We start from the raw sequence: 22,256 nt of genomic DNA on the forward strand, positions 1-22,256 counted from the left end.
GGGCAGGGGAAGCGGGGGGTCGTCGACGGACCGAACCGTTCGACCCGAAGCGATCTCGGGGTAGAGGGCCGAAGCGGGGGTCGCGTTTCCACGTTACGCCGGCGATATCTTATACCTAGCTTAGGGACAAAGACGTGCTTTAGTCACCCCGGGGGACGCGGGTGCCGAAACGCATAACACCGTCCCGACGGATTCGACAGTATGCTCTCGGTAGAACCGCTGTTCGTCATTATTCTCGTCGGCCTGCTCGGGCTCTTCTTCTTCGGGTTTCTGCTCGTCCGGCGCACCTTGACCGGACTCCGCGAAGGGTACGAGGACGGCCAGCGGTAATGGTCGTCGCCACCGTTCTCACCCTCGGCGTCGCCGGCGCGGCGAGCCTCTTCATGGCGTGGTCTATCGGCGCCGGCTCGTCGGGGTCGACCCCGTTCGCCCCGGCGGTCGGCGCGAACGCGATCTCCGTGATGCGCGCCGGCCTGATCGTGGGGGTGTTGGGGCTGCTCGGCGCGGTGTTGCAGGGCGCAAACGTGACCGAGGCGGTCGGCACCGAGCTGATCGGCGGCGTCACGCTCACCGCCGGCGCGGCCATCGTCGCGCTGGTCACCGCCGCGGGACTCGTCGCGATCGGCGTGTTCGCGGGGTACCCGATCGCGACCGCGTTCACGGTCACCGGCGCGGTAGTCGGGGTCGGCCTCGCGATGGGCGGCGATCCCGCCTGGCCGAAGTACTCCGAGATCCTCACGCTGTGGGTGCTCACGCCGTTCGTCGGCGGCGGCATCGCCTACGTCGTGGCGCGGTCGCTGATCGGCGAGCGCCTCCCGGAGCGACCGCTCACCGCGGCGCTCGCGGGGCTCGTCGGCGTGATCGTCGCGAACGTCGGGTTCGCGCTGTTAGGCCCGCCGGGCGAACAGGCGTCGCTCTCCGAGACGGTCGGTCCGGAGCTCGGCGTCGGCGCGATCGGGACCCCGCTCGTCACGGTCGCGGTGGCGGCGGTCGTCACCGCCGCGGTGTATCTCGACCTCGGTCGCGACCGCGAGGGGGCCCAGCGCCGGTTCCTGCTCGCGATGGGCGGGCTCGTCGCGTTCTCCGCCGGCGGGTCGCAGGTGGGACTCGCGATCGGGCCGCTCGTTCCCCTGTTCGTCGGCGACGCGGGGATTCCCCTGTGGGCGCTGCTCGTCGGCGGCGGCGTCGGCCTGCTGGCCGGCTCCTGGACCGGGGCGCCGCGGATGATCAAGGCGATCTCGCAGGACTACGCGTCGATGGGACCGCGGCGGTCGATCTCGGCGCTCATCCCCTCGTTCGCGATCGCGCAGACCGCGGTCGCGTTCGGGATCCCCGTCTCGTTCAACGAGATCATCGTCTCCGCGATCGTCGGCGCCGGCTACGCCGCCGGCGACGCGGGCGTGAGCCGGGCGAAGATGGGATACACGGTGTTCGCGTGGATCGGGTCGCTCGTGGGGTCGCTCGCGCTCGGCTACGGGATCTACTCGGCCGTGCAGTTCGTGCTCTGAGCGAGGTGACGAGCGTCGAAGCCGTCGGAATTCGGGTAGTTGTATATGAACGGGATTGTCCGCGAGGCATCGGTGAATGCCCGCGAAGCCACAACCGCTCGTTTATACATGCCTGTTGGTGGATCGACGGAAGATGTCCAAAGCCTCAGCCGCTCGTTTATACCCGGTGACTGCCGATCGATGGTGAACACCGCCAAAGCCCCAGCCGCGAGGACGGCGCACGCTCGCTTCGCGCCTCACTCGGTCGCTATCGCTCCCTCATTACGGTGCTTGCGTCGTCATCAGAACGCGTAACGTTCTGATTGGCTCACGAGAGCGGAGCTCTCGTGAACGCCTGCGCCGTCCTCGCGGCTGCCCCTTTGAGTCCACCCCGCACCACAACCGCAGCCGCAGCCTCACGCCTCCCCAGCCTCGCGGTTCGCGCTCTGCGAGCGCTCACCGGCTCCCTCGCGCGTGCACCTCGCGCCCTACGGGCGCTCGGCGGCACGCGCCGACCGCGAGCGTGAGTGTATTAGCATCGATATCGGCTACTCGTCGCCCGGGTACGTCGGAATCCGCCCGGACCGTGCGCTCCCGTCGACGAACGGCAGGGCGGCGCGCGTCGCCGCGACCTCCTCGCCGTCGACGCGCACGGTAACCGGATCGAGGTCGGCGTCGAACCGGACCAGCGCCAGCGCGATCGGACCGCCCGAGGCGGGACCGACCGCCGCGCGGGTCACCTCGCCGACCGCCTCGTCGCCGGCGAAGACGGCCGCGCCGGACGTCGGGAGGACCTCGTCGTAGCCCTCCGGGTCGGCGTCGCCGTCGATCGCGCCGGTCGCGTCGGCGAGTCCGTCGAGCCGTAGCCCGACGAGCCGGCGGCTTGGCCGCCCCTGGTTCTCGACGCGAGAGACGACCTCCTGTCCGACGTAACAACCCTTCTCGAAGTCCAGGGCGTTGCGGAGGCCGAGGACGTTCGGCACCGTTCCCTCCAGCTCGTACTCGAAGAGCGGCGTGCCCGCCTCGGCGGAGAGCGCGTCCCACGTCCGGTAGCCGAACGGGGCCGCGTTGAGCCCGCGGTTGATCAGCGTGTCGAACACCTCCTCGGCGTCGTCGGCCGCGCAGACGACCTCGTAGCCCTCCTCGCCGAGCGGGGCGTCGCTCGAGATGACGGTGACGCCCGCGTCGACCATCGAGCCGCGAACGAAGGAGAGCGGCTTCTCGGGGGCGCCCGGCCCGCCGAGCACCGAGGCGACCTTCTCGGTGGACTTGGGCCCGTGGACGCCGAACACGCCGAACTCGTCGGAGGCGTCCTCGACCGTCACGTCCTGGATGAACACCTTGTCCGACCAGTCCTCGGCGACGTCTTCGGTGCGCTCGGGCGGGAGGAACACGAGCAGTCGCTCGTCGGCGTTGTACACGTACATGTCCGTCTCGATGCCCCCCTGCGGGTCGAGCAGGAGCGCGTACACCCCCTGCCCGTCCTCGGCCGGGACGCGGTTAGAGACGGCGTTGTCGACGAATTCGACGCGGTCGTCGCCGGTGATCGCGAGCACCCCGTACCCCATCTCGATCGCGCCGACGACGTTGCGGACCGCCTTCCCGACCCGCTCTGGCTTCCCGTAGTGGTCGACCACCCGACGGCCGCCGCGGTCGCGGTACGTCGCGCCGTGGGCGCCGTGGGTGCCGGAGACGAGAGTCATACCCCGATCGACGCCGGGGAGCGGCAAAAGGTCGCTGGCTCGTCGTCGGGTCGCGAGGGCGTTCGGTCGCGACGCGACCGCGGCGGCGCGAGGGCGGACGGACTTACAGCCCGAGCCGGTCCCGGATCGTGTCGACGATCCCTCCCGGCGGGTCGTCGGCCGGCGCCTCGGGATCGGGGATCACGCGATCGTGCGCGTAGACGCGGACCCGCTCCTCGCTCTCGACGGTGATGAGCGAGTCCTCTTTCAGGGCTGAGAGCGCTTCCTCGACGGCGTCGATGTCGGCGTCGACGGCCGCGCGCAGCTCCAGCACCGTCATCCCCTCGTCGCCGCGGTCGACGAGCGCGTCCAGCAGCGCGACCTCGACGTCGGGCCGGTCGCGGTATTCCGGCTTTGCGGCCATGCGCGTTAGTTAAACAGGACGGGGTTTACCTCTACCGGCGAGCGCTACCGGACCAGCCGCGAACAGGAGCCGCAGAGGTTCTCCTCTTTCACGTCGACCTCGCGGACGGTCGGGGAGAAGGACATGACGCACTTGCTGTTGTCGCAGTGCTCCAGCCCGAGGGTGTGGCCGATCTCGTGGACGACCTCCTTTCGGACGCGGTCGGAGAACACGTCGACCGCGGGCTTCGTGGACACGCCCCCGTCGGAGGAGGTGCGGAGCCGGTGTGTCGAGATCACGGAGCCGTTGCCGTTGAGGTACGCCAGTCCGAACACGTAGTTCCGGCGGCGGTAGTAGAGGTCCTGCGGGGTGATTCCGATGTTCTTCTCGCCGCCGCCGACCCGGCTGACCGTCTCGATCAGGTCCTCGGCGCGGTACTGGTCGCGACCCTCGTCGTAGGCGGTCTCGGGGATCGGCTGATCGTCGTGGACCGTGACGTCACAGTCGTACACCGATCGGAGCGCGGCGGAGGCCTCCCGTTTCACGCGGGGGGTGACCTCCCCGACGGGGACGATGTCCACGAGCATGGAACCGCTTATGACCGCCCCAATCATAAAGCCCGCGCCGTGGTCTCGCCACCCCGCCTCGCGCTCGTCGAGGAGCTCGCCCGCCACGACCGGCTGCTAGAGGTCGGCGTCGGCGACCGCCCCGGAGTCGCGCGGTCGCTCGCCGAGCGCGGCCGCGACGTCGTCGCGATCGACGTCGCCGTCGGCGAGCGCGCGCTGGCGACCGCCCGGGAGACCGAGGCGGCGACGGTCGCGGGATCGCTGCGCGCCGTCGAGGCCGACGTGCTGGCTCTCGCGGCGGCGACGGACGCCGAAGCGAGAGCCGAGGCCGACTCGACCGAGGCCCATCCGACCGAGGGCGAGTTCGACGCGGTGTACGCGTGTAACCTCCCGGCGGAGCTCCAGCGCCCGACGGTCGCGCTCGCCGAGCGCCTCGACGCCGCGTGCCTGTTCACGACTCTCGGCTTCGAGGAGCCGACGGTGCCGGTCGGTCGCCGGTCGCTCTCCGGAACCACCGTCTACGTCGCTCGCGGCGGCTCGGCGGGGCCCGAATCCCCGGGCGTCGATCGCGGACGGTGACGGAGTTCCGGCCGAATCGGCCGCGAACCCGAACGTTCTTTCCCCCACCTGCCGGCGTACGGGTATGCAGGTCGACGCAGTCGTTCTCGACATCGACGGCGTCCTCGTCGACGTGGGCGACTCGTATCGACGGGCGATAATCGAGTCCGTCGACAGGGTGTGCGGCAAGACGATCGACCGCGACACGGTCCAGGCGTTCAAAGACGCCGGCGGGTTCAACAACGACTGGGAGCTGACGGACGCCGCCGCGCTGTACGTGCTGGCCCGCCGCGAGGGCCTCGGGATGGACCCCGACGCGTTCACCGACCGGGTCGCCGAGGCCGGGGGCGGCCTCGCCGCGGCGAAAGCGGTCGTCGGCGACCTCCCCCGAGTCGCGCAGGCCCGGGTGCGAGACCAGTGGGACACCGAACGCCTCCGCGAGACGTTCCAAGCGCTGTACCTCGGCGAGGAGTTGTACCGCGAGCTGGAGGGCGGGGAGCCGCCGCTGTCGGCGCCGGGGTACATCCACGACGAGCCGACGCTCGTCGACCCCGAGACGATCGCCGACCTCACCGAGCGGTTCGACGTCGGCGTGTTGACGGGGCGACCCGCGGCCGAGGCGGAGATCGCCCTGGAGCGCGTCGGCCTCGACGTCCCCGAGGACCGGCGGTTCACGATGGACGACTGGGAGGAGGGGAAGCCGCACCCCCGCGCGCTCGTCGCGCTCGCGGAGCGGTTCGGCGCGGAGCGCGTCGCCTTCGCCGGCGACACCCTCGACGACGTGCGGACCGCGCGCAACGCCGACGACGAGGACGCGAGCCGGGTCTACTACGGAGTCGGCGTCCTCACCGGCGGCCTGACCGGCGAGGAGGGACGACGGAAGTACGCCGAGAACGGGGCCGACGCCGTCATCGAGGACGTGAACGAACTGGTCGAGCTGCTGGAGTAGCCGAGGCGAAGCGATACCCGTCGCTCGCGGGGATGCTTGCCGCGAGAAAATGGGCCTTGCCGGATTTGAACCGGCGATCACTCCGTTATGAGCGGAGGGCTTTGAGCCAGACTAAGCTAAAGGCCCGTAGTGGTCTCAAATAGACGAGGCACATTCTTTAGGGTACCGCATTAGCTCGAACGGAGTGCGTCGAGAACCGTATCGATCCGGTACTCTTCGTGCCAATTGATGTTCGTTCGATTGTTGTTCGCGGCGGGTTCGTATCGGATCGTGGTCGCTGCCGCTCCGGCGTCTTCGATCGGGACGAGATACACATCCTCTGTTCGGACGTTGAGAACGGCAAAGTAATCGATTTTTCCGTCGTATCCCTCTCGTTCGTATCCTTCGCTTTTCGTCCGAACACTTCGAGTCCGGAACTCTACCGCGCCGTCGTTTTTGCCGTCGTACGCTGTCTTGACCTGTAACCGATAGAATTCGCCGTCGATTCTGGTGACGAGGTCGTACGGATCGTTGTCGTACGCCGGCGTAAGCACGGAAACGTCGCGAGCGACCAGCTCCGCCGTGACGATCGCTTCCGTGGCCTGTCCGCGCTTCTGTGGTTCTCCGAGACGGTCGTACTGCTCAAAAAGCGACATACAACCGTCTGAGTCGTAATCGTATAAAACTCACATCCACGATCGGAGCCGTCCGAAGGAGACGCCGAAGCCAGGACTCGAACCTGGGACCGCCTCGTGACTGTGACGTTCGGGGGAAGTCCGCCGAGCGTCGTAACAGCGAGGCGCTCTACCAACTGAGCTACTTCGGCTCATCTTCCGGTACTCGCGTTGTTTTGATATGGCTTTCGTTTCCGCCCGACTCGGCTGCGACGGACCGCGCGGGCGCGTCGAGTCGTCGTCGGCCGGTTTTCCGAATGATTCGCCGCCCCCGCGACCGACACGTTTTCGGCCGGACCGCGAGAGATCCGGACATGGACGATTCCGAGGCCGGCGATCCCGAGTCCGACGCCCTCGAAGCGGTTCTTTCGCGCGTCCGCGACCGGGTGGTCCCGGAGCCGGCGGAGCGCGAGCGTCTGCGAGCCGTCGCCGAAGAGCTCGTCGAGCGCGCCCGCGGGGCGATCGCCGATCTCCCCGTCGAGGCCGACGTGGTGCAGGTGGGGTCGACGGCTCGCGGGACGTGGGTCTCCGGCGACCGCGACATCGACCTGTTCGTCCGGTTCGAACCCGACCTCGACCGTACCGAGTTGGAGGAGTACGGGCTCGCCGTCGGCCACGCCGTCCTCCCCGACGGCCACGAGGAGTACGCCGAACACCCGTACGTGAAGGGGACCTACGAGGGGTTCGACGTCGACCTCGTCCCGTGTCACGACGTGGAGGCCGCCGCGGAGCTCGTCTCCGCGGTCGATCGGACCCCGTTCCACGACGCGTACCTCTCCGCGCGGCTCGGCGACGAGCTCGCCGCCGACGTCGTGCTCGCGAAGGCGTTCCTGAAGGGGATCGGCGCCTACGGGAGCGACCTCCGCACGGAGGGGTTCTCCGGGTACCTGACGGAGCTGCTCGTGTTGGAGCTCGGCGGGTTCGTCCCGCTCGTCGAGTCGGCCCGGAGCTGGCACCCGCCGGTGGAGTTCGACCCCGAGGGGCACGCCGAGGCGACGTTCGACGACCCGCTCGTCGTCGTCGACCCCACGGACCCGACCCGAAACGTCGCGGCGGTCCTCTCGGCCGCGAACGCGGCGCGGTTCCAGCACTACGCCCGCGAGCTGCTCGCGTCGCCGCGCGAGTCGCTGTTCGAGCCGCAGGACCTCGAACCGCTCGACGTCGCGGCCGTCCGCGACCACCTCGACCGGCGGGAGACGACGCCGATCGCCGTCGTCTTCGACGCCCCCGACCTGGTCGACGACCAGCTGTGGCCGCAGCTCCGGCGCTCCCTCGACGGGGTCGTCCGCGGGCTGAACGCGCACGGATTCGACGTGCTGCGCGCACAGGCGATGGTCGACGACGACCGGGCCGAACGCGGCCCGACCGGTCCCGTCCGCGCCGCGCTGTACGCCGAGCTAGAGGTCGACGAGCGGCCGGCAGTCGAGCGCCACGAGGGCCCGCCGGTCGCGGTGCGGAAACACGCTGCGAACTTCTACGAGTCGTACGCCGACGACGTCGACCCGGAGACGTACGGCCCGTTCATCGACGGCGATCGGTACGTCGTCGAGCGGGAGCGAGAGTTCACGACGGTGCGAGCGTACCTCGAGAGCGACGCCGCGGGCGACGTCGCGCTCGGGGCGCAGGTGACGCGGGCGTTCGCCGAGCGCGACGTGCTGGTCGGCGACGCCGTCGCGACGCTGGCGCCGACGTTCGGGACGACGCTCCGCGAGTTCTACGAGCCGCACCCGTGATCGGCTCGCTTCGCCGCTGCCGGTCCCGCGGTCTCACCCCGAGACGCGGTCAGAGATCAGATAGACGAGGGCGACGATCGCCACGAGGACCGCTCCGACGGCGGACATGAACGCCGCGACGCGCGGAAAGGCGAGCCAGAAGGCGACGTAGAAGGAGAAGCCGAACGCGAGGAGCCCGGCGATAACGACGCCGCGGGTGGGATTCTGCACGGCGGCGACGAACACGCGCTGCGGCAGCGTGAGATCGCCGAACGACGGTGCGTCGTCGCCGAAGTCTCCGGTCGCGTCCTCCGCGGTCGCGGCGCTCCGGTCCGGGTCGGCGGGGTCCGGACCGCCGGCCGCGCGCTCGGTGTCGGCCCTCTTGTCCGACCGGCTCTCGGCGTCGTCAGTCACGGAAGGCAGTACGTCCCGGAGGGGCCTTTACCTGTCGCTCCCGGGCGTCGCGTCCGGGGAACGGCCGATCCGCGGGTCACACGAGCGCTCCGACGAGCGCCGCCCCGGCGAGAAAGCCGGTCAGCGCGGCCGCCAGGTTCGCGGCGGCGAACCCGACCGCGACGCCCGCGTCACCGCCGCTCGCGGTCGACACCGTCTCGACGGCGAACGACGAGAACGTCGTGAACGCGCCGCACGCGCCGACCGCGACGAGCAGGGTCGCCGGCGAGCCGATCGGCGCGGCGAGGACGGCGCCGAGCGCGAGGCTGCCGAGCGCGTTGACTGCCACCACGGAGCGGCGCCCTTCGATCCGGAGCCCGACGGCGTGTCTGGCGACCGCACCGATCGACCCGCCGACGCCGACGAGCGCGGCCGCGAGGATCGGTCCCGTCACGACCGCCCCCCGACCGCGAGACCGCCGAGCGCGGCCGCGAACCCGACCGCGTAGCTCGCGGCGACGTACCCGGTCCCGGCGAGCGCCCCGAGCGCGACGGCGTCGCCGACGAACGTGCTGTAGGTCGTGAACGACGAGAGCGCGCCGGTGCCGACGAACAACTGCGCGCGGGTCGTCGTCGCCCGAGAGACCAAGAGGCCGAGCGCGAACGATCCGACGGCGTTGACGACGAGCGTGCCGGCGCCGGTGGGAGTTCCGACCGCGACGGCGACGGCGTGTCTGGTGACCGCGCCGAGGAAGCCGCCGGCGGCGACGAGCAGAAACCCGAACGGCGTCCGTTCCATACGAACGCGTCGCCGGGGGTCATCTTGGGCCTTCGGACTCGACCGCGTCCGGGCGAGAAGCGCCGAGGTCGCCGGCCGGCTCGTCGACACGGGCGGCGTCGGCGGTACACACGTCGCTCGCTCGGGGGCTCCCGCCGCCGTGCGGCGTCCGTCGCTCGCGCACTCGAAGGGTGTGGGCGGTCTCGGTCGCGTCGTCGACGACGAGCGCCTCGCCGGTGCCGGTCGGGAGTCGCGAGGCGAGGTCCCCCGCGAGGTACGTCGCGTCGGCCTCCGCGAGGCGAGCCACGTCGCGTTCGGCGGTGAGTCGGTGACAGACCAGCAGGTCCGACTGCGAGACGGCCACGCTCGGCAGGGCGCCCGGGCGCTGCGTCGCGCAGACGAGCGAGACGCCCGGCGCGCGGCCGCGTGTCAGGAGCGTCCTGAGCGCGGGATCGGCGACGCCGCCGAAGAAGGCGTGCGCCTCGTCGACGAGCAGCCACGGGAGCCGGTCGCAGTCGCCGTCGATCCGGGCGTCGTACAGGCCGCGTGCGACCGCCCTGACGACGGCGGCCGCGGCGGCCTCGGGGACCCCCGCGAGGTCGAGTACCGTCGGCGCGCCGTCGGTCGCGAGGGAGGCGATCGGCGGCGCGTCGGCGTCGAACACGCCCCACGACGCCGCGAGCCGGAGGTGGTTCGCGGCGGCGCGGCGGGCGTCCGCCGGCGCGTCGGCCTCGGCGACGCGGCCGCGCAGGTCGGCGACCGAGACCGCGTCCGCGCCTGTGTCTCCCGCGACGCCCGCGTCCCGCGTCGCCTCGGCGACGGCCCGCCACACCACTCCGCCCGGACCGCTCGTCGGATCGAGACCGAGGAGGTCCGGCCACGCGGCCGCCGGGATCGCGGTCGGACGAACGGCGGGGTCGACCACGCGACCCCCCGCGTTCCTGAGGCCACCGAAGACGCCCATCGGGTCGACGACGACCGCCGAGACGCCCGACGCGTCCGCGAGCCCCTCGGCGAGCACGCCGAGCGTGTACGACTTCCCGGTGCCGCGCTTACCGAAGACGACGCCGGCGTGCGGCCGGTCCGCGTCGACGCCGACGGGAGCCCCGGCGCTGCCGTCGCGAGCGAGGAACGATCCGAGGCGGAGCGTCGGGAGCGACGCGGTAGTGTCCGACGCCCTGTCCGCGTCGCCGCGAGAGGCGGCGCGAGCCCCGTCGTCCTCGCGTCCGAGCACGTGCATATCGGCGGTGACCGCGGTATCGCACTAAAAAAGTGGGCCCGAGCGGAAGAGCCGAGCGGCGTTCCGGTCGAGCGCCCCGACCGCTTATCAGTGATACCGCGGCCAGCGGGGCCTATGTCCGACTCGAAACGCGACGGACGCACCGCGAACCGCCGATCGTTCCGCACGGACAGACGCGCCATCGAAGGGCTGCCGGTCAGGCTGGTGATCGCCCTCGTCGTCGGCGTCGCGAGTCTCAGCGTGATGATGGGGATGATCGGCGACATCGAAGGGCTCTCCGCGACAGAGGTAGACGCGCGGCCGCAGCCGGAGGTGACGACGCCGGGCGAGCAGTCCGTCGACGTGTCCGTCATCGATCCCGACGGCGCGCGGGTCGCCGACGCGACGGTGATCGTCCGCAGCGGATCCGCGCAGATCGACGGGGTGGCGACGGCGAAGACGAACAAAGAAGGGGTCGCGACCGTCGACGTCGCGCCCGAACTGGGACCGAACCAGCCGGACGGGACGCTCACCGTGGAGGTCAAACCGCCGGCCGAGGGCGACTACGTCGACGAGCGGGAGAACACGGCGGTGCTCGTCGTCGAGGAGTGACGGTGAGGACGGCGTCCGGTGACGTTCGCGCCCTCAGAGCCGGTCGTCCCAGTCGATCCACTCCTGCTCCCAGCCGTGTGGCGCGAAGTGGCCCTGCTCGGCCCGTTCGGCGTCCTCCCGGCGCGTGCGGTTCCGCTCCACGCCGCGCTGCTCCCCGTCGACGAGCATCGGCCGGAGCCGAGCCGGGCCGGCGGTCTCGACGGTGCGGAAGCCCGGCGGGGCGTCGTCGTCCGGCTCCGCCGACTCGTTTGGAGCGGTCTCGATCGCCGCGACGGTCTGAACGGCGTTCCCCCGCGGGTAGACGAGCCGCCCGTCGTCGTCGAGCTGATCCCTAAGCGCGCGCGGGGGTTCGAGCACCGCCGCCTCGAGGAGGATGCGATCGTAGGGCGCGTACTCCGGCAGGCCGTTCGCGCCGTCTCGCCGGTCGACGAGGACGGCTTCGTAGCCGGCCGCGGAGAGGTTCGACCGCGCGAGCGACACCGCCTCGCGGTCGATGTCGACCGCGTGGACGTGCCTCGCCCCGGCGATCTCGGCGAGCATCGCGACCGAGTAGCCGACGCCGGCGCCGATCACGAGGACGTCGTCGCCCTCGGCGGCGTCCAGCGCGCCGATCAGCCGGACCGCCGTCGCCGGCGCGAGGACGCGCGTTCCGGCCTCGTCGCTTGCGGCGTTCGCGTACGGAGAGTCGTCTACGAACGTCTCCCGGGGGACCCGCTGGAGGGCCGTCAGCACGGCGGCCTCGAGCGGCTCGCCGAGCTCGTGTTCGAGCCCCTCGATCATGTCGGCCCGCAGCGACGCCTCGTCCATGGTCGGAGTCGGTGCTCGGTCGCCTAAAACCGCTCGTTCGCCGCGGCGGCGGGCCGGGACCCGTCCCGCCGAACAGGAGATCACCGCATCGGCACGAACCGGACGCCGCCGTGGTCTTCGCGGTCGACGCCGTCCTCGCGGACCGTGAGGCGGACGAGCCGCTGTCCGCCGCGGCCGAGGAAGCCCCCGTCGCCGACCGGCGCGACGATCCGGCCGCCGGTCCGGACCTGCTCGACGATCGGATCGGGGACGCCGCCGCTCGCCGCGCACGTCAGGGACGCCGCGTCGAACGGCGCCGCGTCGCGGAACGCCTCGCGGCCGTCGCCCGATCGGACGGTCACGTCGTATCCGAGCCGATCGAGACGCTCGCGGGCCTCCGCGGCGAGCTCGGGGACGTACTCGGCGCTGAAGACGTTCCCCGGTCCGACGAGTTCGGCGAGCACGGCGGCGTGATAGCCGCAGCCGGTCCCGACTTCGAGGACGCGGTCGCCCCGGTCTAACTCGAGGAGGTCCGACATCATCGCGACCATGTGCGGCGCGCTGATCGTCTGGTCGTGACCGATCGGGAGCGGCCTGTCGGCGTAAGCGCGAGAGCGGTGGCTCTCGGGGACGAACTCGTGCCGCGGGACAGCCTCGACCGCGGACAGCGTGCGCTCGCTCACGTCGAGACGCGCCCGGAGCGAGTCGACGAGCTCTCGGCGAGCGGTCGCGAGGTCCGGAGAGCCACCGCGTTCCGGACCGCCATCCGGTTCCGGCCCGTTCGCGTTGTCCATGGTGAGCAGTAGCACGGCGGTAGTGGAGAAAGTGTCGGCCGCAGTATAAAAAGGTCGGCCGATCTCGGGCGGTCCGTTACTCCACGTCGATCCGGTGACCGTCGACGTCGTCGACGGACTCCTTGGGAAGCGTCACCGTGAGCACGCCGTGTCGGTACGTCGCGCTCGCCTCGACCTCGACGACGGGCGAGGAGAGGTCGACCGTGCGCGTGACCGACTCGCGGCGTCGCTCGCGGCGGAGGTATCGACCGGTCTCGCCCGGGATCGTCTCGGACCCCTCGTCGTCGACCTCGCCGTCGCGCGTTGTCTCCACGCGCTCCGCCGTGATCGTGAGCCGCCCGTCCGTCGCGCGGACGTCGATCAGGTCGCGGTCGTAGCCGGGCAGGTCGGCCACGACGACGAACTCGTCGTCGTACTCCGCGACGTCGACGTCGGCCGTTCGGAAGTCCCGCCCCCACGCCCGATCGACGTCGAACGGGGTGCGGCCGAAGAACTGTTCGATCTCGTCGAAGGGGCTGTATCTGTTCATGACAATCGCTCGTATGGAGGCGTCGCGAGGTATTAAACACGGACAGAGCGCTGCTATCTCGCAACACGAGGGCCGGACACCCAGGCGGTTTCGGGGACTGGCCGGGGCTCAGCTCACGTCGATGCTGTGACCGCCGCCGGTGCCCGATCGCTTCGGCAGCGTGACCGTGAGGACCCCGTTGTCGTAAGAGGCGGTCGCGCCGTCGCGTTCGACGGGCTCGGCGATCGGGACCCGTCGCGAGACGGACCGCGACCGGCGCTCGCGGCGGTGATACCGGACGTCGGAGTCGTCCGAGTCCGCCGCGTCGTCGGGGTCCCCGACCTCGACGTCGCGCTCCTCCTCGCGGGTCGCCGCGATCGACAGCGAGTCCTCCCGCAGTTCGACCTCGATGTCCTCGTCCTCGAAGCCGGGGAGGTCTGCGTGCACCGTGATCGATTCGTCGTCCTCGATCACGTCGACCGCGACGTCGCGAGCGCCGGAGAGTTGGGGACCGCCCGGCGAGTCAAGCGTGCCGCCGAGTTCCTCGAACTCCCGCCCCATTCGTTCGAGCAGTTCCTCGATCTCGCCGAAGGGATCGCGTCGCGTCATACAGGTCAGGATTCGTGGCGGAGCGACTTGAACGTACGGGCGCGGCTGGCCGAACGGATCGACGGGGAGAGCCCGAACCAGCGAGAACCGCAGTCGGCGCCTCAGAGGAACGGTCGCCAGTAGTACGGACTCACGAATCCCTCGATGAACGCGGCGACGGCGATCAACAGTCCGACGCCGACGAGCACCCAGAACGCGGTCTCCAAGGCGTCCGCGAACTCGTCGCGGGGGCGCCGCCCCCGGAACGCTCGCCACGAGACGATCCCGAGGTGGACTCCGAGCGCGCCGGAGACGAACAGCGCCGGGATCTCTAAGAGGCCGTGGGGGACGACGAACGCCGCGAGCGCGAGGAGGTTCTCCTCTAGCGCCGCCGTGGCGCCGAGCGCGAACCCGTTGAACGCGATCGACGAGAGCGCCGGGATCACGAGCGCGACGCCCGAGAGCGACGTCGCGATCGCGACCGACCAGTTGTTCCCGAAGAAGTTGACGGCCGCGACGGGCGGTATGTGGCCGAGGAGTCGCCCTTCGATGGAGGTCGTGACGGCGCCGACGAACGGGTCGACGGCGAGCCAGCCGAGCGCGCCGAACCCGATCCCGACGACGACGACGAGCGCGTGTAGTCCCGGGGTCCGGCGCACGAACGCGGCCATCTCGCGCCAGCCGCGGCGGACGCCGCCGGAGAGCTGCGCGCGAAGGGTCGCCTCGGGGGGGTCGAGCGGGTCGACGGCGCCGCGGTGATCGCCGTAGAGGACGGTCTTGAGCAGGTCGAGCGCGGGCGCGGCGACCACCGCGCTGGCGAGCGCGACGACCGCTCCGCCCCCGAGAAACGCGAGCGCGGAGGCGGCCGACGAGATCGCGACGAGGACGCCGACGGCGACGACGAGGTACGCGGCGGCGTCGGCCGGGTTCGAGCGGACGAACCCGCCCGCCCCCTCCACGGCGCCGACCACGCCGGCGTCGTCGACGACGACGGCGGCCGGGGCGAACGCGAAGACGATCCGCACGAGCAGGAGGGCGACGACCCCGACGAGCAGAACGACCAGCGCGGCGGCGGCCCCGAGGAACGGGTTGACGGCGAACGCGGCGGCGATAGCGATTCCCCCGAGGAGCAGGATCCCGAGCCAACAGCAGAGCTCGGCGACGTATATCCCGAGGAACGTGAGCCAGCGGTCTCGCACGCCGGCGATGCCCGCGGTGAGCCCGCGCTCGCTCCGGAGCCGAGCGACGACGGCGGACAGCTGGCCGGCCGAGACCGCGGCGTACGTCAGGACGGCGAGCGCGACGGTCGCCGCCGTCCCGGCCAGGAGGAGGGCGATCGCCGTCGGCGACGCGAGCGGTTCGAGCGCCGGGGCGAGCGACTCGCTCCACGCCTGTACCGCCTCGGGGTCCTGCGTGTCTGGCGGCGTCAGGTCGAGCCCAGCGAGCGCGTCGCGGGCGGCCGCGAGCCGACCGGTGAGCTCGAAGTGCACGTAGACGCCGGCGAGCGCGGCGAACATCCCGATCCGGGCGATGACGGGGACCGCCGTTCCGAGGAGGTAGAACGGGAGCAGGTCGGCGGGACGCCGCCGGAGGGTGGAGGCCGTGGCGGAGACGGCGGAGGACAGGTCCATGACGCTCGATTCGGTCGTCCGCCACTTAATGGGTCCGCGTGTCGTCGGTCGGTCGCCGGCGCTCTCGCCTCGTCGACCTCGGAACCGGCTCGAACGCCCCCGACCCCGCGCGTCCGAAGCTTCAAACGTGCGAACGACCCACACGACTCATGGACGTCTTCGTGTACGGGACGCTGACCGAGCCCGACCGGGTCGCCGAGGTCCTCGACTCGTTCGTCTTCGTCGGTCCGGCGACTCTGACCGGGCTCCGTCTCGTCGAGGGGCGGTATCCGACGCTCGCCCCGGGCGGGGAGACGGCCGGTCGGCTCCTCCGGACGGACGAGGTGGCCGCGCTCGACGAGTACGAGGGCGTAAGAGAGGGACTGTGTCTCCGGGAGAGCGTCCCGCTCGACGCGCCCGAGGGCCACCCGAGTCGGGCCGCCGTCTACGTGGGGGACCCCGACCGGCTCGACGCGGACGCGACGTGGCCGGGCGACTCCCCGAACGCAGATGGAGGGTTCGCGGAGCGGGTCGAGACGTACCTCGAACGGGCCGACGTGCGGGTGCGGCTGACCCCCGAAAAACGCGTCTGACGGGCGGATGACGGTGGTGCAGTCGTGCGGTTTCACTTTCGCTCCGCTAGCCCCACCTTTTTGTATGCAGGCCGCTTGGTCTCAGGTGCACGTCACACGCGTGCATTCCCCCTTTCACAGACGGCGAGCCGGTGGCTCGCCCGTCGGATTTCCGTTCGTCCCGGAGCGCGCGGTCCGTCGCGCCGGCGAACGCCGGGAGAGACGCCCCGGACCGGAACCGATTAGCGGTCGGCGCGGCGACGGGGACGCATGCTGTCCCTCTCAGACGTTCACGAGGCGCGCGAACGCGTCGACGGCGTGGCGCGTCACACGCCCTTGGAGCGCTCTCGGACCTTCTCCGAGATGAGCGGCGCGGACGTCCGGCTCAAGCTGGAGAACTTCCAGCGTACCGGCGCGTTCAAGATCCGCGGCGCGATGAACCGGATCGCGACCCTCTCCGACGCCGAACGCGAGGCCGGCGTCGTCACCGCGAGCGCGGGGAACCACGCGCAGGGCGTCGCCCTCGCGGCCCAGCGCGCGGGCGTCGACGCCACCATCGTGATGCCGAAGTTCGCGCCCGTCTCGAAGGTGAAGGCCACGCGCGGGTACGGCGCCAGCGTTCGGCTGGAGGGCGTCGACTACGACGAGGCGCAGGCGTACGCCCGCAAGCTGGAGCGCGCCGAGGGACGGACGTACGTTCACGCGTTCGACGACCCGGTCGTGATGGCCGGGCAGGGGACGCTCGGCATGGAGATCGTCGACGACTGCCCCGAGCTCGACACGGTCGTCGTCCCGATCGGGGGCGGCGGGCTGATCTCGGGCGTCGCCGTCGCGGTCAAAGAGCAGCTCTCCGACGTGCGGGTCGTCGGCGTGCAGGCCGAGGGCGCGGCCTCGGCCGCGAAGTCGCTCGAAGCCGGCGAGGTCCGCGAGATCGACAGCGTCGACACGATCGCCGACGGGATCGCCACGCGGTCGGTCGGCGAGGAGACCCTCGCGGTCATGGCGGAGTACGTCGACGAGGTCGTCACGGTCGACGACCGCGAGATCGCCTTGGCGCTCACGCTCCTCCTCGAACGGTCGAAGACGCTCGTGGAGGGCGCCGGCGCCGTCGCGCTCGCCGCCGTCCTCTCGGAGGCGTTCGAGTACGACGACGGCGAGACGGTCGTCGCCGCGCTCTGCGGCGGCAACATCGACCTCAACCGGCTCGGCACCGTGATCCGGCGCGGGCTGGTCCAGATGGGCCGCTACCTCAAGATCACGGTCGACCTGAAGGACCGCCCGGGCGAGCTGGAGCGCGTCTCAAGCATCGTCGCGCGCACCGGCGCGAACGTGTACGCGGTCCACCACGACCGCACCTCGCGGGACGTCGCCGTCAACGCCGCCGAGCTCGAACTGGAGCTGGAGACCGACGACGCCGAACACGCCGCCGACATCGTCGACGCGCTCGAAGCGGACGGGTACGAGGTCGAGATCCTGTCGTGAAGCAGGCGATCACGACGACCAGTTATAAATAGAACTGCGGTGGCGCGTGCCTCCGAGCGCCCGGAGGGCGCGAGTCGCACGCGCGAGGGACGCGGCGACCGGAGCGAAGCGGAGGGAGCCGCGAGGCTGGGGAGGAGTGAGGCTGCGGTGCTGTGCGGGGCGAGGTGGGACTCAAAAGGGCAGCCGGGAGGACTCGCGCGGCTCGCTGTGGTCCTCGTCGCTCGTTCCACTCGCTCCTGCGGTCCTTGCGTTGCCGTGCTTCGTCTCCCGGCTGGGGCTTTGGCGATGTCCTCCCCGGCAGCGGCCGCGTATCGCCGAGCGGCTGGGGCTTTGCCGGCGTCACCTCAGCGGCGGTTCACTCCGAGGAGTTCGTCGAATCGGTCGCGGGTTCCGAGGCCGAAACGCTCCCGCTCACGCTCGTCGATCCGCCGAGGGGGGAACTGTCCGACTCCCCGCGGAGCGTGGTGACCGTCTCGCCGTCGTGCTTGACGATCAGTTGCCAAGGGTCGTCGCCCGCGGGAATTCGCATCGTACCGTTGTAGCGGGCGACGCCCGAACACGACCTGGACGCGTTCTCCGCCTCCTCAATCGGGACGTCGAGGACGTAGGCGGACTCGTTCACCCGCTCGAACGTCGGGCCGCCGATCGCGTACGACGGCCCCGGCAGGGAGACGTTTCGAGCGTACGTGATCTCCGTGTTCTCGCCCCCGGCAGCCACCGACGTGGAACTGTTAGCCGCGAACTCGTCGGGACAGCGGACCCCGTCGGAATCGAAGTGGAGCAGCGCCGGCGGATCGCTCGCTCCGCCGAGGAGGCTGCCGGGGCCTCCCGACACAGGACCGGCGAGGGCGACGGCACTACCAGTCACGACCAACGCGAGTGCAGCGGCGACGACGGCAAGACCACGTCTGTTCATCTCGTTTCGAACGATGGAGGAACCGCGGATAGTACCACGTATAACGCAAAGAAGGGTTTGAGTCACCGATCGCCTCACGGGTGCGAACGAGGGGCGTCGGAGCGGTGACCCGGACGCACCCGAAACGACGAACCGCGTCTCAGTCGTCCGCGGCCGCGGCGTCGACCTCGCCCTCGTACAGCTCGCCGGCGCGCTCGCGCTCGGTGAGGTACTCGTCGACGTCGAGCGCGGCTTTCACGCCCATCCCGCTCGCGGTAGCCGCCTGCTGGTAGTGGAAGTCGACCACGTCGCCCGCGCCGAACAGCCCCGGGACGCCGGTGGCCGTCTGGCCGCCGCCGCGGCCCCCCTCGGTGATCAGGTAGCCGTCCTCGTCGGTCTCGACGCCGAGCCCCTCCAGGAAGTCCGTGTTCGGCGTGTGGCCGATGGCGAAGAAGACGGCGCCCACGTCGAAGTCGTACTCGTCGACCTCGTCCGCGGTCGCGGGGTCGTCGAGCTTCTCCTTGGGGTGACCGTCCGGGTGCTCGACGAGCGTCACGTGGTCGATGCCGTCCTCGGGCGTGCCGTGGATCTCGGTGAGCTCGGTGTTGAGGAGGAGCTCGATCTCGCCGTCCTCGACCTTCTCCATCGTGCGTTCGATCCAGACGTCCTCGGCGCGGAACTCTTCCCGGCGGTGCGCGACGTAGACGGTGTCCGCGAATTTCGTCAGGAAGTTCGCCTCCTCCATGGCCGCGTCGCCGCCGCCGACGACGAGCATGTCCTCGCCGCGGAAGAAGGCGCCGTCGCAGGTCGCGCACGTCGAGAGGCCGTACCCCATCAGCTCGTCCTCGCCGGGGACGCCGAGCGTCCGAGCGCTCGCGCCGGAGGCGGCGATCACGGCGTCGGCCGTGTAGACGTCGCCGTTCGTGAGCTCGGCGCGGAAGTGGCCCGCGGGCTCCTTCGAGACGTCCTCGATGACGCCGTTGCGCGTCTCGGCGCCGAACTTCTTCGCCTGCGCTTTCATTTCGTTGATGAGCTGCGGCCCGGAGATCCCCTCGGGGAAGCCGGGGTAGTTCTCTACGTCGGTGGTGAGCGTCAGCTGGCCGCCCGGCTCGTCGCCTTCGATGAGTAAGGGGTCGTTGTTCGACCGCGCGGCGTAGATGGCCGCGGAGAGGCCCGCGATACCGGTACCGGCGATGATCAGTCGGCGGTGATCGACAATATCGTCAGTCATGCAATACTGTTCGCCGCCGCGAAATATGTAGGTTGCGCCATCGGACGCGGTCGCCGAACACGAGCTGACGGCGGGACGGACGGCGGGGTCGGAGCCGTCTCCGAGCCCTCAGTCGTTCGGGAACTCCGGCACTGGACCGACCGGTTGGCTCGGCGCGTCGTCGAGCGCCTCGAAGAAGCGGCCGGAGACGAACTCCTCGACGACGTCGGGCAGCGACTCGTCCTCGGAGACCGCCTCTAAGATGCCGAGCGGGACCTGCGCGCCGGCCATAGTGGCGTGGCCGCCGGCGGAGCCGACCGAGTCGAGCGCGTCGCGGAGGAGCTCGCCCACGTCGAGGTCCGCGCCGCGCGACCGCGCCGAGGCGTAGATCACCCCGTCCTTGTAGCCGTACACGAACGTGACCGTGACGCCGTCCATATCGAGGAGGCGCTCGGACGCCTGCGCGAGGGTGTCGCGATCGCTGATCTCGCCGACGCAGGAGGCGACCGTCGACCCCCGCACGTCCCGGCCCTCGATGGCGTTCGCGAGCACCCGGAGCGTCTCCTGGCTCACGCTCGGGCTCTCGACGCGTTCGAGCGTCGACTCGTCGACGAGCGGCGACAGCGACGCCGCCGCCTCGAAGTCCGGGATCGACGTCGACCGAGTGAAGTCCTTCGTGTCGATGCGGATACCGTACAGCAGGGCGGTGGCGAGCTGTCGCTCCGGCTCGACGCCGAGCCGCGAGAGGTACTCCTCGATGAGGGTGCTCGTGGCGCCCGCGTCCGGCCGGATGTCGACGAACTCCCCGTCGACCGGGCCGCGGGGCGGGTGGTGGTCCACGACGACGTCGACGGGGTGCCCCTCGGGGAGGCTGTCGTTGATCCCCGCCCGCGAGTGGTCGACGAGGGCGATCCCGCCGTAGTCGTCGAGGTCGATCCCGTCGAACGTCGACAGCGAGAGGTCGAGCAGGTTCACCAGCGCGCGGTTCTCTTGGTGGGCGATCTCCCCGCCGTAACAGGGGTCCGCCGGGACGCCGACGACGTCCGCGACCCGGGCGAGCCCGATCGCGCTCGCGATGGCGTCCGGGTCGGGGTTGTCGTGGGCGACGACGAGGAGCGGGCCGGAGAGGTCGCGGAGCGTCGACACGAGTCGGACCGGCAGTTCGTCGCCGTCGGCGCCGGTCGCCTCGCGGACCCGCGCGGCCAACGCCTCGACCGGGTCGACGACGCGGTCGGCGACCGCCTCCAGCGCCGCCTGTTGGGCCGCGGTCGGGTTCGTCCCGACGTGCGCGACGATCATCGCGTCCGGGTAGCGCTCCCTCGCGGCCTCCGCGGCGTCGACGTTTCGCGCGGGGTCGTCGCTCGCGACCAGCACGACCGCGGCGTGGTCGGGGTACGCCGACGGGTCGGTGGGGTCGGCCTCGACGGTGCCGACGTTACGGTCGCGGAGCGTCGACGCCCACCCGGTGTCGTCGGTGATCGCGACGAGCTCGCCGCGCTCCTCGCGGGTGCGCTCGACGAGCGTGTTCCCGACCGCGCTACAGCCGAGCAGCAGACGCCGGGCCATACGAGCGCGAAGTGACGCGAGAGGAAAACGCTGCCGTCATTCGTCGGGGGCGTCGGCGCCGTCGCGATCCCCGCCGTCGGCGTCTCCGCCCCCGCGGAGGGTCCCGTTCACCGCGGCGGCGACGTCGACCGCGGCGCGGTTCTCCGCCGCGTCGTGAACGCGCACGAGGTCCGCCCCGCGGTCGGCGGCGAGCGCAGTGGCGGCGACGGTGGCGTGCTCCCGGTCGCTCGGCTCGCGGTCGACCGCGCCGAACATCGACTTGTGCGAGTGGCCGACGAGCACCGGACAGTCGAGCGCCGCGAACTCCCCGATCCGGTCGATCAGCTCGAACGCCTCGGCCGCCGACTTCCCGAAGCCGAGCCCGGGGTCGACGATCACCTTGTCGCGGTCGATCCCGGCCGTGTCCGCGAGCGACAGCCGCTCGCGGAGCGACTCGATCACGTCTCCCACCACGTCGTCGTACTCGGGGTCGTTCGTCGGGTCGACCGGCGCGTCGAGGCTGTGCATCACGACGACCGGGCAGTCCGCCTCGGCGACGACCTCGCGCATCGCGGGGTCCTCCAGCCCGGTCACGTCGTTGATGACGTCGGCCCCGGCCTCCAGCGCCGCCTCCGCGACCGGCGCCTTCCGGGTGTCGACCGAGATCAGCACGTCGCCGTCGGCGACCGCCGGCACCGACCGAACCGCCTCGATCGTCGGGACGACGCGGTCGATCTCCTCGTCGACCGTGACCGGGTCCGCGCCCGGCCGGGTCGACTCGCCGCCGACGTCGACGACGTCGACCCCGGCCTCAACCATGCGCTCGGCGCCCGCGATCGCGTCCTCCAGCGCCTCGTGGCGCCCGCCGTCGTGGAAGGAGTCGGGCGTGACGTTGAGCACGCCCATCACGGCGGTGCCGTCGGTCCACGGGTAGTCGGGGGGCGAGCCGCCCGCGTCGGCGTCGCCTCCGGGGGCCGAGTCGTCGCCGTCTTCCGGTCCGCTGCCTGCCGATCCGCCGCCTTCCGATTCGCCGACTACCGGTCCATCGCCCTCGTCGAGCCCGAGCCGGTCGGCGATGTCGGCCGCGACGCCCGCGAATCCGCCTCCCTCCCGGGCGCGCAGGCGGTCGAGCAGCGCGCGGTACTCTGCCACTGTGCCTCCGAGCGTGACCGGGACCTGCTCGCCGCCGGGGACGCGCCCCTCGCTCGCCCCGAGCCCGCCGATCGCCGCGTCGCCGCCGACCGCTCGAATCGCG

At 71.2% G+C, this 22,256-nt stretch carries 25 protein-coding genes and 2 tRNA genes; 8 read left to right on the forward strand and 19 right to left on the reverse strand.

From position 1 onward, the window contains the following. Positions 1-201: 201 nt before the first annotated feature. Both DJ75_RS19270 and DJ75_RS16845 read left to right on the forward strand, forming a co-directional pair. A complete protein-coding gene (locus tag DJ75_RS19270; protein ID WP_254922009.1) occupies positions 202-330 on the forward strand; it encodes a hypothetical protein in 129 nt (42 codons plus the stop codon). Continuing rightward, positions 330-1,508 (forward strand): inorganic phosphate transporter, encoded by a 1,179-nt coding sequence (locus tag DJ75_RS16845; protein WP_094525624.1) that lies wholly within the window; start codon positions 330-332, stop codon positions 1,506-1,508. The genes DJ75_RS19270 and DJ75_RS16845 overlap by 1 nt, the downstream gene beginning before the upstream one ends. Before the next feature lie 527 nt (positions 1,509-2,035). Here the strand turns inward: DJ75_RS16845 and DJ75_RS16850 are convergent. The 3 genes from DJ75_RS16850 to DJ75_RS16860 form a co-directional block, all read right to left on the reverse strand. Next, positions 2,036-3,190: an aminomethyltransferase family protein gene (locus DJ75_RS16850; RefSeq protein ID WP_094525626.1), complete on the reverse strand. Its 1,155-nt coding sequence runs from the start codon at positions 3,188-3,190 to the stop codon at positions 2,036-2,038. 103 nt (positions 3,191-3,293) lie between these two features. Continuing rightward, entirely contained in the window at positions 3,294-3,593 is a 300-nt protein-coding gene (locus tag DJ75_RS16855) for a DUF6432 family protein (protein ID WP_094525628.1), read from the reverse strand. A 44-nt stretch (positions 3,594-3,637) separates the two neighbouring features. Then, on the reverse strand, positions 3,638-4,159 hold the full coding sequence (locus DJ75_RS16860; protein WP_094525630.1) for an archaemetzincin family Zn-dependent metalloprotease: 522 nt from the start codon (positions 4,157-4,159) through the stop codon (positions 3,638-3,640). Positions 4,160-4,198: 39 nt separating this feature from the next. On the opposite strand from DJ75_RS16860, the gene DJ75_RS16865 reads away from it, so the two are divergent. Continuing rightward, on the forward strand, positions 4,199-4,717 hold the full coding sequence (locus DJ75_RS16865; protein WP_094525632.1) for a UPF0146 family protein: 519 nt from the start codon (positions 4,199-4,201) through the stop codon (positions 4,715-4,717). A gap of 64 nt (positions 4,718-4,781) precedes the next feature. Beyond that, complete coding sequence (locus DJ75_RS16870; protein WP_094525633.1) at positions 4,782-5,645, forward strand: TIGR01548 family HAD-type hydrolase; 864 nt, start codon at positions 4,782-4,784, stop codon at positions 5,643-5,645. A 50-nt stretch (positions 5,646-5,695) separates the two neighbouring features. On the opposite strand, the gene DJ75_RS16875 is transcribed toward DJ75_RS16870, so the two are convergent. The 3 genes from DJ75_RS16875 to DJ75_RS16885 form a co-directional block, all read right to left on the reverse strand. Beyond that, positions 5,696-5,771: transfer RNA gene (locus DJ75_RS16875), tRNA-Ile, on the reverse strand. Between the two features lie 44 nt (positions 5,772-5,815). Beyond that, positions 5,816-6,280 (reverse strand): group I intron-associated PD-(D/E)XK endonuclease, encoded by a 465-nt coding sequence (locus DJ75_RS16880; RefSeq protein WP_094525635.1) that lies wholly within the window; start codon positions 6,278-6,280, stop codon positions 5,816-5,818. 62 nt (positions 6,281-6,342) lie between these two features. Further along, positions 6,343-6,450 (reverse strand) — tRNA-Asn (locus DJ75_RS16885). Positions 6,451-6,612: 162 nt separating this feature from the next. Between DJ75_RS16885 and cca the strand changes: the two genes are divergently transcribed. After that, a complete protein-coding gene (gene cca / locus DJ75_RS16890; protein ID WP_094525637.1) occupies positions 6,613-8,031 on the forward strand; it encodes a CCA tRNA nucleotidyltransferase in 1,419 nt (472 codons plus the stop codon). A gap of 33 nt (positions 8,032-8,064) precedes the next feature. Here the strand turns inward: cca and DJ75_RS16895 are convergent, their stop codons facing one another. The 4 genes from DJ75_RS16895 to DJ75_RS16910 all read right to left on the reverse strand — a co-directional run bounded on the left by DJ75_RS16895 (position 8,065) and on the right by DJ75_RS16910 (position 10,420). After that, entirely contained in the window at positions 8,065-8,424 is a 360-nt protein-coding gene (locus DJ75_RS16895; protein WP_094525638.1) for a hypothetical protein, read from the reverse strand. Positions 8,425-8,500: 76 nt separating this feature from the next. Next, positions 8,501-8,857, reverse strand: coding sequence for a CrcB family protein (locus tag DJ75_RS16900; RefSeq protein WP_094525640.1), 357 nt, complete (start codon positions 8,855-8,857; stop codon positions 8,501-8,503). After that, on the reverse strand, positions 8,854-9,201 hold the full coding sequence (locus tag DJ75_RS16905) for a CrcB family protein (RefSeq protein WP_094525642.1): 348 nt from the start codon (positions 9,199-9,201) through the stop codon (positions 8,854-8,856). The genes DJ75_RS16900 and DJ75_RS16905 overlap by 4 nt, the downstream gene beginning before the upstream one ends. Positions 9,202-9,220: 19 nt before the next feature. Then, positions 9,221-10,420 (reverse strand): ATP-binding protein, encoded by a 1,200-nt coding sequence (locus DJ75_RS16910; protein WP_094525644.1) that lies wholly within the window; start codon positions 10,418-10,420, stop codon positions 9,221-9,223. Positions 10,421-10,534: 114 nt separating this feature from the next. On the opposite strand from DJ75_RS16910, the gene DJ75_RS16915 reads away from it, so the two are divergent. After that, positions 10,535-11,011 (forward strand): Ig domain-containing protein group 1 domain-containing protein, encoded by a 477-nt coding sequence (locus tag DJ75_RS16915; RefSeq protein ID WP_094525646.1) that lies wholly within the window; start codon positions 10,535-10,537, stop codon positions 11,009-11,011. A gap of 33 nt (positions 11,012-11,044) precedes the next feature. On the opposite strand, the gene DJ75_RS16920 is transcribed toward DJ75_RS16915, so the two are convergent. From DJ75_RS16920 to DJ75_RS16940, 5 genes are all read right to left on the reverse strand, one after another. Next, positions 11,045-11,818 carry a protein-L-isoaspartate O-methyltransferase gene (locus DJ75_RS16920; protein ID WP_094525648.1) on the reverse strand — a complete coding sequence of 258 codons (774 nt, stop codon included), beginning with the start codon at positions 11,816-11,818 and terminating at the stop codon, positions 11,045-11,047. A gap of 80 nt (positions 11,819-11,898) precedes the next feature. Continuing rightward, on the reverse strand, positions 11,899-12,591 hold the full coding sequence (locus DJ75_RS16925; RefSeq protein ID WP_094525650.1) for a protein-L-isoaspartate(D-aspartate) O-methyltransferase: 693 nt from the start codon (positions 12,589-12,591) through the stop codon (positions 11,899-11,901). Between the two features lie 76 nt (positions 12,592-12,667). Continuing rightward, positions 12,668-13,120: an Hsp20/alpha crystallin family protein gene (locus DJ75_RS16930; protein ID WP_094525651.1), complete on the reverse strand. Its 453-nt coding sequence runs from the start codon at positions 13,118-13,120 to the stop codon at positions 12,668-12,670. A 108-nt stretch (positions 13,121-13,228) separates the two neighbouring features. Continuing rightward, entirely contained in the window at positions 13,229-13,708 is a 480-nt protein-coding gene (locus DJ75_RS16935; RefSeq protein ID WP_094525653.1) for an Hsp20/alpha crystallin family protein, read from the reverse strand. Positions 13,709-13,809: 101 nt separating this feature from the next. Beyond that, positions 13,810-15,318, reverse strand: coding sequence for a stage II sporulation protein M (locus tag DJ75_RS16940; protein WP_094525655.1), 1,509 nt, complete (start codon positions 15,316-15,318; stop codon positions 13,810-13,812). Between the two features lie 149 nt (positions 15,319-15,467). Here DJ75_RS16940 and DJ75_RS16945 point away from each other — a divergent pair, with 149 nt between their 5' ends. Both DJ75_RS16945 and ilvA read left to right on the forward strand, forming a co-directional pair. Next, the gene (locus DJ75_RS16945) at positions 15,468-15,890 is read left to right on the forward strand and encodes a gamma-glutamylcyclotransferase (RefSeq protein ID WP_094525657.1); all 423 of its coding nucleotides are present in this window, start codon (positions 15,468-15,470) and stop codon (positions 15,888-15,890) included. A gap of 249 nt (positions 15,891-16,139) precedes the next feature. Further along, positions 16,140-17,351, forward strand: coding sequence for a threonine ammonia-lyase (ilvA, locus tag DJ75_RS16950; RefSeq protein ID WP_094525659.1), 1,212 nt, complete (start codon positions 16,140-16,142; stop codon positions 17,349-17,351). 355 nt (positions 17,352-17,706) lie between these two features. Here the strand turns inward: ilvA and DJ75_RS16955 are convergent, their stop codons facing one another. The 4 genes from DJ75_RS16955 to folP all read right to left on the reverse strand — a co-directional run. Then, positions 17,707-18,219, reverse strand: coding sequence for a hypothetical protein (locus tag DJ75_RS16955; protein WP_254922010.1), 513 nt, complete (start codon positions 18,217-18,219; stop codon positions 17,707-17,709). Positions 18,220-18,406: 187 nt separating this feature from the next. Next, positions 18,407-19,477 (reverse strand): NAD(P)/FAD-dependent oxidoreductase, encoded by a 1,071-nt coding sequence (locus DJ75_RS16960; RefSeq protein WP_094525662.1) that lies wholly within the window; start codon positions 19,475-19,477, stop codon positions 18,407-18,409. A gap of 108 nt (positions 19,478-19,585) precedes the next feature. Continuing rightward, on the reverse strand, positions 19,586-21,022 hold the full coding sequence (locus DJ75_RS16965; RefSeq protein WP_094525664.1) for a DHH family phosphoesterase: 1,437 nt from the start codon (positions 21,020-21,022) through the stop codon (positions 19,586-19,588). Between the two features lie 36 nt (positions 21,023-21,058). Beyond that, positions 21,059-22,256, reverse strand: a 1,198-nt coding sequence (gene folP, locus DJ75_RS16970; RefSeq protein ID WP_094525666.1) for a dihydropteroate synthase, incomplete at its 5' end; no start/stop codon positions are given.

This window comes from Halorubrum sp. Eb13 (genome assembly GCF_002252895.1).
GTDB lineage: Archaea > Halobacteriota > Halobacteria > Halobacteriales > Haloferacaceae > Halorubrum.